Annotated in this window: 7 protein-coding genes; all 7 read right to left on the minus strand. The window is 70.5% G+C overall.

Going from position 1 to position 6,879, the window contains the following annotated elements; genetic code table 11:
- Nucleotides 1-84 precede the first annotated feature (84 nt).
- Nucleotides 85-1,668, minus strand: coding sequence for a phosphoglycerate dehydrogenase (locus HY726_05365; protein MBI4608420.1), 1,584 nt, complete (start codon nucleotides 1,666-1,668; stop codon nucleotides 85-87).
- Between the two features lie 317 nt (nucleotides 1,669-1,985).
- Nucleotides 1,986-3,128 carry an alanine--glyoxylate aminotransferase family protein gene (locus tag HY726_05370; GenBank protein MBI4608421.1) on the minus strand — a complete coding sequence of 381 codons (1,143 nt, stop codon included), beginning with the start codon at nucleotides 3,126-3,128 and terminating at the stop codon, nucleotides 1,986-1,988.
- A 102-nt stretch (nucleotides 3,129-3,230) separates the two neighbouring features.
- Nucleotides 3,231-4,778, minus strand: a complete 1,548-nt coding sequence (locus HY726_05375) for a SagB/ThcOx family dehydrogenase (protein ID MBI4608422.1) — start codon at nucleotides 4,776-4,778, stop codon at nucleotides 3,231-3,233.
- 145 nt (nucleotides 4,779-4,923) lie between these two features.
- Nucleotides 4,924-5,955 (minus strand): S-methyl-5-thioribose-1-phosphate isomerase, encoded by a 1,032-nt coding sequence (mtnA, locus tag HY726_05380; GenBank protein MBI4608423.1) that lies wholly within the window; start codon nucleotides 5,953-5,955, stop codon nucleotides 4,924-4,926.
- Nucleotides 5,952-6,251, minus strand: a complete 300-nt coding sequence (locus HY726_05385) for a DUF167 domain-containing protein (protein MBI4608424.1) — start codon at nucleotides 6,249-6,251, stop codon at nucleotides 5,952-5,954. Before HY726_05385 ends, mtnA begins: the two co-directional genes overlap by 4 nt.
- The gene (locus tag HY726_05390; protein MBI4608425.1) at nucleotides 6,229-6,699 is read right to left on the minus strand and encodes a DivIVA domain-containing protein; all 471 of its coding nucleotides are present in this window, start codon (nucleotides 6,697-6,699) and stop codon (nucleotides 6,229-6,231) included. Before HY726_05390 ends, HY726_05385 begins: the two co-directional genes overlap by 23 nt.
- Before the next feature lie 12 nt (nucleotides 6,700-6,711).
- A partial coding sequence (locus tag HY726_05395) for a YggT family protein (GenBank protein MBI4608426.1) occupies nucleotides 6,712-6,879 on the minus strand: 168 nt, incomplete at its 5' end.

Consider the following 6,879-nt stretch of genomic DNA (forward strand, 5'->3'; position numbering starts at 1 on the left):
CCCGCACTCGGCACAGAACTTCGCCGACGGGGCGTTGTCCTGGCCACAGGCGGCGCAGCGCATGGGAGCTCGGCCGGACAGCCCTTACAGCTTGACGAGCTTGGCGAAGACGATGTCCGGCATGGCACGGATCTCGGCTAGCACCGGCTCGGGGACGGGGTCGTCCAGGTTCAGGATGGAGACCGCCCGGCCGCCCCGGCGCTCGCGGCCGAGCTGCATGCCCGCGATGTTGATCCGGTGGCGGCCGCAGAGCGTGCCGATCCGGCCGATGACGCCGGGCACGTCCAGGTTCGAGAAGACCAGCATCCACCCCGACGGGACGGCCTCGAGGGGATAGCCGTCGATGCGCACGATCCGGGGCTCGCGCTTGTGGAACAGGGTCCCCGCCACGCGCCACGCCCCCTTGTCGGTGGTCAGCTCGGCGGTGACGAGGCTCGCGTAGTCCTCGCTCTCGGCCGTGGAGGTCTCGAGGACCCGGATGCCGCGGGCCTTAGCCAGGTAGGGGGCGTTCACGTCCGTGACGTTCTCGTTCAGGATCGCGGTGAGGAGCCCCTTGAGGAAGGTGAGCGTCAGGATGTTGGTGCTGAAGCCCGTGACCTCTCCCGCGTACTCGATCCGGAGCTCCCGCATCCGGCCCTCGGCGAGCTGGGCCAGGAAGCTCCCCAGCTTCTCGGCGAGCGTAAGGTAGGGCGCCAGCGTCTTGTAGGTCTCGGCATCGACCGAGGGGACGTTCACGGCGTTCCGCGTGATCCCCCGGACGAGCACGTCGGCGATCTGCTGGGCGATGGCCAGCGCCACCTGGGCCTGAGCCTCCTCTGTGGAGGCGGCCAGGTGCGGCGTGATGATCACCTGCTCGAGACCGAGCAGCGGGTGGCCGCCCGGCAACGGCTCCTGCTCGAAGACGTCCAAGGCCGCCCCCGCCACCTTGCCGCTCCGCACGGCGTCCACGAGCCCGGCCTCGTCGATGACGCCGCCACGGGCGCAGTTGATCAGCCGGACGCCGTCCTTCATGCGAGCGAACTCGGCCGGGCCCAGGAAGTTCCGGGTCTCCTTGGTGAGCGGGATGTGGATCGAGACGAAGTCGGCGCGGGCCAGAAGCTCATCGAGCTCGACCAGCTCCACGCCCAGCTTGCTCGCCGCCTCGGCGGTCAGATACGGGTCGTACGCCACGACCTGCATTCTGAGCCCCTGAGCCCGTCGGGCGACCTCGGAGCCTATCCGCCCCAGGCCGATGATCCCGAGGGTCTTGCCGTAGATCTCGATCCCCGCGAAGCGCTCCTTCTCCCAGCGCCCGCCCTTGAGCGCGCCATGGGCCTGGGGGAGCTTGCGCGCTAGCGCGAGGAGCAGGCCTACGGTGTGTTCCGCCACGGCGATCGTGTTGGCGCCCGGAGTGTTCATGACGATGACGCCGCGCTGGCTGGCCGCCTCGACGTCAATGTTGTCCACGCCGGCGCCCGCGCGACCCACTACGACCAGGTCCCTGCCCGCCTCCAGGACGGTGGCGCTGACCTTCGTCGCGCTCCGCACGATGAGGCCGTGGCAGCCCGCGATCCGCTGGCACAGGTCCGCCTCCGAGAGCGTCGGGACGGTCTCGACGAGGAGCCCCTCCTTGCGGAGCGCCTCGACCCCGACCTCCTGGAGCCCGTCGGTCACCAGCACCTTCTTCATGACAGCTGCCTCGGCGGCCCGGCCTCGCGGGTCCTGTCCCGGCGATCAGTCCGCGTTGTCCGGCCTCCGGCCCTCGCTCGCCTAGCCTTCGGCGGTCACCCGTCTGTGGCTTGCGGGGCGGGGATGCCCCTCCGGACTCGCCTCCGCGGCGTCAAACCGTCGCGCGAGACTAGATTCACTCACTTCGCTCACGTCCATCCACCCGTGGTGTGCGGTCCGGCTTCCCCTTCCCCGCTCGCTCACGACGGGTACCCGACCGCCTCCCGGCATGGCTCGCTCGACCCGGAGGCCGGCCGACACGGCCCGTGCGGGCACTTTCACGGCTTCTCGGCGAGCACTTTTTGGGCGGCGCGTACGGAGGCTCCCATGTCCACAGGCATCCCCAGCTCGGTCAGCACCTGCTCGAGGGCCGAGAGGGCCACGATCACGTCGAACTCGCCGACGTAGCCCATGTGGCCCAGGCGGAAGATCATGCCCTTCATCTCCCCCTGCCCGCCCGCGATCGTGATGTTCCGGGACTTGGCGAAGCCCCGCACCACCGCCTCGCCGTCAATCCCGCGCGGGGCCACCACGGCCGTGATCGCCGGACTCGGCGTCGCCCTGGCGAAGAGCTCGAGGCCCAGCGCCTCCACCCCGGCGCGCGTGGCGCGGGCGAGGAGGTCGTGGCGCTTGAAGATGTTCGCGAAGCCCTCGGCCTCGAGCATTGCCAGCGCCTGGCGGAGCCCGATGACGATCGAGACCGCCGGCGTGAAGTTCGCCTGGTTCTTTTGGATCGCGCGGAGCTCGGCGGCGAGGTTGAAGTAGTACCGGGGAAGCTGCGAAGTCTTCGTGAGCTCCCAGGCTTTCTCGGAAAGCGTGCAGAAGGCGAGCCCCGGCGGGAGCATGAGCCCCTTCTGGGAGCCCGAGACCACGATGTCCACTCCCCACGCGTCCATGGGCAGCTCGGCAACCCCGAGGCTCGACACCGCGTCCACGACCAGGATCGCGGGGCTCTTCCGGGTGACCTCGGCGTAGCCCCGCACGTCGTGGAGCACGCCCGTGGAGGTTTCGCTGTGCTGGCAGAAGACCGCCTTCACGCGCGAGGTCTTCGCGAGCGCCTCGGCCAGCCCCTCGGGTGGCACCGTGTGCCCATACGGAGCATCGAGCGGAACCACCTCGAGACCGTACGCCTGGCAGATCTCGGCCCAGCGCTCGCCGAACTTCCCTGCCCGGATCACGACCACCCGGTCGCCCGGGGAGAGCGTGTTGACCACGGCGGCTTCCATGCCGCCGGTCCCCGAGGCCGCGAAGAGGACGGTCTCCTGCCTGGTCTGGATCAGCTTCTTGAGCCCGGCGCGGACCTCGGCGAAGAGCGCCTCGTATTCCGGGGTCCGGTGGTGGATGATGGGCCGCGCCATCGCGAGGAGGACGTCTTCGGGGACCGGTGTCGGGCCGGGCGCCATGAGGTAGTACTTCTTCATCGATCGCTCCTCTCACTGACCACGAAAACTCGCGCCACGAAACTTCGTGAACCGTATCACATGGCCCGTGATGTTGCAACGAAGCGAGCCCGCCGGCGCGGGTCACGACCTGCCGAGCTGCACGGACACGCGAGTGCGCGGCGCCGCCTTCACCGAGCGACCGAGGGCGGTCACGAAGATCGCGTCTTTCCCGGCAGCATGGGGCGAGAAGAAGCTCACGACTTCCCCATCGTAAAAGGTGAGGCCCGAGGCTCCGAAGCCAAGCCCGTAGGCTCCGAGGTAGCACCGGCCTCCGACAAGCCCGGCCTCCAGGTTAGCCAGCCGGTAGCCGCGGTTCCCGTAGCGATCGAGGAGCGACGCCAGGTCGGCGAGGAAAAAGATGACGCAGCTCGCGTCGGCGCCGAGGGCCTGCTCGAGGCAGAGGTATCCGGCCTGGCTTCTGAACTCTCCCGCCTTCAGGAGCTCCAGGCCGTGGGGTGCGGGCCAGTAGCAGTACGCGCCCGCCGGCACGCCGTCCACGGCGTTGACGATCAGGTAGAGGTGAACGAGGCCTGCGGGGAAATCGGCGGGGAAGCCGCGCGTGGCGTGGAAGAGGACGGTGGAAAGCTCCTCGGCGGTGATCGGGACGTGCGCGAATTGTCGGGTCGACGCCCGCCTGACGATCGTCTCGGCGAGGCCACGTCCCAAGCCGCCCTTAGGCGCCGGAAGCGGCAGAAGATCCGGGGGAGGGTCCGGGCTGGAGAGTCCCGCCCCCCCGCGCCACCGGGCTACCTCCTCGGGGTCGGCGAGGGCGGAGGCCGTGTGCATCGCGCGGAGCAGCGGGTAATCCACCTCGCTGGTAGAGAGCGGGAGCGTGCGCGGCCCGATCGGCTCCGCGGGCTGCGCAGGCGGTGCCTCGGCGCCGTCAGGCCCGACCGGGACCAGCTCCAGGCTCGCCTCCTTTTCAGGGTCGAGACCCAGGAGGAGGTTTACCCGACTGTCCACGAAGCCGGCGACCAGGCGGGCGGGGAGCGCGAGGCCCGATGCGGCCGCCAGCAGGTTCGCGAGCATCGCCCCAGAGTCCCAGAAGAGATGCCGGTAGGCGCGGGCCTGGTACTTCCACGTGTTTCGCCAGTAGATCGCCGTGAGAACGAGTGCCGCCGGCGCGCGGGCGATGGCGGGATCGGCGGCAGACGCGCCAACCTCCTGGCGGAAATCGCCCTCGCGCAGCCGCCGCAGCGCGAAGTCGCCGGGGCAGAAGTGATAGACGCCCGCGGCGAGGTCCGCGACCGCCGCGGCCACCACGTACACCTCGGTCTGGTAGAGGGCGCCGGTGGACGCCGCGGCGCGGAAGTGCATCTCCTCGCCGCCCGGGTAGGTCTTCTTCTTGGTGATCCCCGCCGCGAAGAAGAGAAGTGCCGCCAGCTCCTCCAGCGTGACCGTGCCCATCGACCCCCGGGGTCCACCGAGCGCCTCCAGGGCATCCGCGGCGAGGGACGGCAGCTCGCGCGGGAGCTGGACCACGGGGAGGTCGGGATAGACCTTGTAGAGGAACGGCTTGGTCTCCCAGTCGAGGGAGTGGCCGCTCTGCCGGACGGACCAGCGGCTGTGGGCGGTCCGGTCGTGGTAGTCGCGGGCGACCCGGGTGTCCCGGTTGCCGCTCTGGCTCACCTGGAGCACGTCGACCCGGGCCGGGGCGAGAACCGAGCAGCCCTAGGACGCAGGGAGGAGCCGACCGGAGGCGTACGCGGTTGTACGTTGAGGATCGGCGCGGGCACCGCCCGAAGGGTGGTCGGAGGACGCCGGGATGCGACGGTTATCCGCACGGCCCGCTGGAAAAGTCGTAGGGCGGGCGGAAGACGCCTCGCTCGGTGACGATGGCGGTGATCAGCGCTGCCGGCGTCACGTCGAAGGCGGGGTTGAACACCGGCGAGGCCGCGGGGGCGACGGTCTCGGCGCCCACCCGCCTGACCTCGCTCGCGTCCCGTTCCTCGATCGGGATCAGCGCCCCCGAGGCGAGGGCCGGATCGATCGTCGAGAACGGGGCGGCCACGTAGAAGGGGATGCCGTGCCGATCGGCGAGGACCGCCAGCCCGTAGGTGCCGATCTTGTTCGCCGTGTCACCGTTGGCCGCGATCCGGTCAGCCCCGGTGATCACGAGATCCACCTGCTCCCGGGCCATCAGCGCCGCGGCCGCGCCGTCGGCGATCACCCGGTGCGGGATCCCCTCCTTAACGCATTCCCAGGCCGTGAGCCGCGCCCCCTGGAGCACCGGCCGCGTCTCGTCCACCCACACGAGCTCCACCTTGCCGAGAGCGTTGGCGGCCCGGACGATCCCGAGGGCGGTGCCGTAGCCGGCCGTGGCGAGCGCGCCGGTGTTGCAGTGCGTGAGGATGCGCGCGTGCTCGGGCACGAGGCGCGCGCCCTCCGCGCCGATGCGCCGGTTGGCGGCGACGTCCTCGTCCCGGATCGCGAGGGCCTCGGCGAGGAGGCGCTCCCTGAGGCGGTCCAGCGGCAGCGCGCGGTGCTCGAGGCAGACGCGCCGCATCCGCTCGAGCGCCCAGAAGAGGTTCACGGCCGTCGGCCGGGTGGCGGCGAGCCCCTTGACGGCCACCTCCAGGTCAGCCCAGAGGTCCTCGAAGGCGCTGGCGCGACTCTCCCGCGCGGCAAGCACGACGCCGAAGGCTGCCGCCACACCGATCGCCGGCGCCCCGCGAACCACGAGCGTCCGGATCGCCTCGCCGACCTGGCGCCAGTCCGAGCACGCCTGCTCGCTCTCCTCGGCGGGGAGACGCCGCTGGTCGAGCAGAACCAAACGGTCCCCGGCCCAGCGGACGGGCGTGATCACCCGAGCACCCGCCGCGCGGCCAGCCTCGCTTCGAGCAGGTCGCGCGAGATCCCGGCGATCCGGATCAGCTTGTCACGGCCGTGGGCCCCGCGCACGAGGTGGACCTGAGCGCGCGGGACGAGGAGGGCGCGGGCCAGGAGGTCGACGACCGCGCGGTTGGCCCGATCGGCGAGGGGCGGGGCCGTCACGCGGATGCGCAGCGTGTTCCCGTCCCAGCCGATCACCTCGGTGGCAGACGACCGCGGCTGCACCCGGACGTGGAGCAGCGTGGAATCAGCCCGCTGCGGGCCCTTCATCGGCCAGCTCCTTGGCGATCAGCCGCTGGTACATCTCGACCGTGGCACGGAGCCCCTCGAAGAGGTGGCGCCGGGTGCGCTGGAGGGTCAGGGCTTCGCTCCTGAGCTTGGCCTCTTCCGTCCGCGCCGCCTCCAGCAGCTTCTCCCGCTCCAGCTCCGCGTCCCGCAGCACGAGCTGGGCCTCCCGCTTCGCGGCCTCTTTCATCTCGTCACTGACGCGCTGAGCCGCGATCAGCGCGTCCTGGAGGGTCCGATCGCGCTCCTCGAACCCCCGCATCCGCTCCTCCAGCGTCGCCAGCTGCTCCTTGAGGAGCGCGTTCTCCTTCGTGATCTGTTCGTAGTCCTCGGCCACGTCCTCCAGGAACGCGTCCACCTCGTGGACATCGTAGCCCCGGAACATGCGGACCGAGAACTGCTGCTGGCGGATGTCGACGGGGGTGATGCGCATGGCGCGACCTCCTCAGGCCATCATGCGGGCGATCTGGTAGAGGACGGACACGAGGAACTGCTGGAGGAAGTAGATGAGCAGGATGACGATCACCGGTGAGAGGTCCAGCCCGATCTGCCAGACCGGAAGGCGATGCCGGATGGGGCGGAGGACCGGTTCGGTGGCCCGGTAGAGAAAGCG

Source organism: Candidatus Rokuibacteriota bacterium, assembly GCA_016209385.1.
Taxonomy (GTDB): Bacteria; Methylomirabilota; Methylomirabilia; order Rokubacteriales; family CSP1-6; genus JACQWB01.

Coding starts and splice junctions, on each gene's coding strand:
- HY726_05365 (MBI4608420.1), bottom strand. CDS start 1,668: ATGAAGAAGGTGCTGGTGACCGACGGGCTCCAGGAGGTCGGGGTCGAG.
- HY726_05390 (MBI4608425.1), bottom strand. CDS start 6,699: ATGCGCATCACCCCCGTCGACATCCGCCAGCAGCAGTTCTCGGTCCGC.
- HY726_05385 (MBI4608424.1), bottom strand. CDS start 6,251: ATGAAGGGCCCGCAGCGGGCTGATTCCACGCTGCTCCACGTCCGGGTG.
- HY726_05370 (MBI4608421.1), bottom strand. CDS start 3,128: ATGAAGAAGTACTACCTCATGGCGCCCGGCCCGACACCGGTCCCCGAA.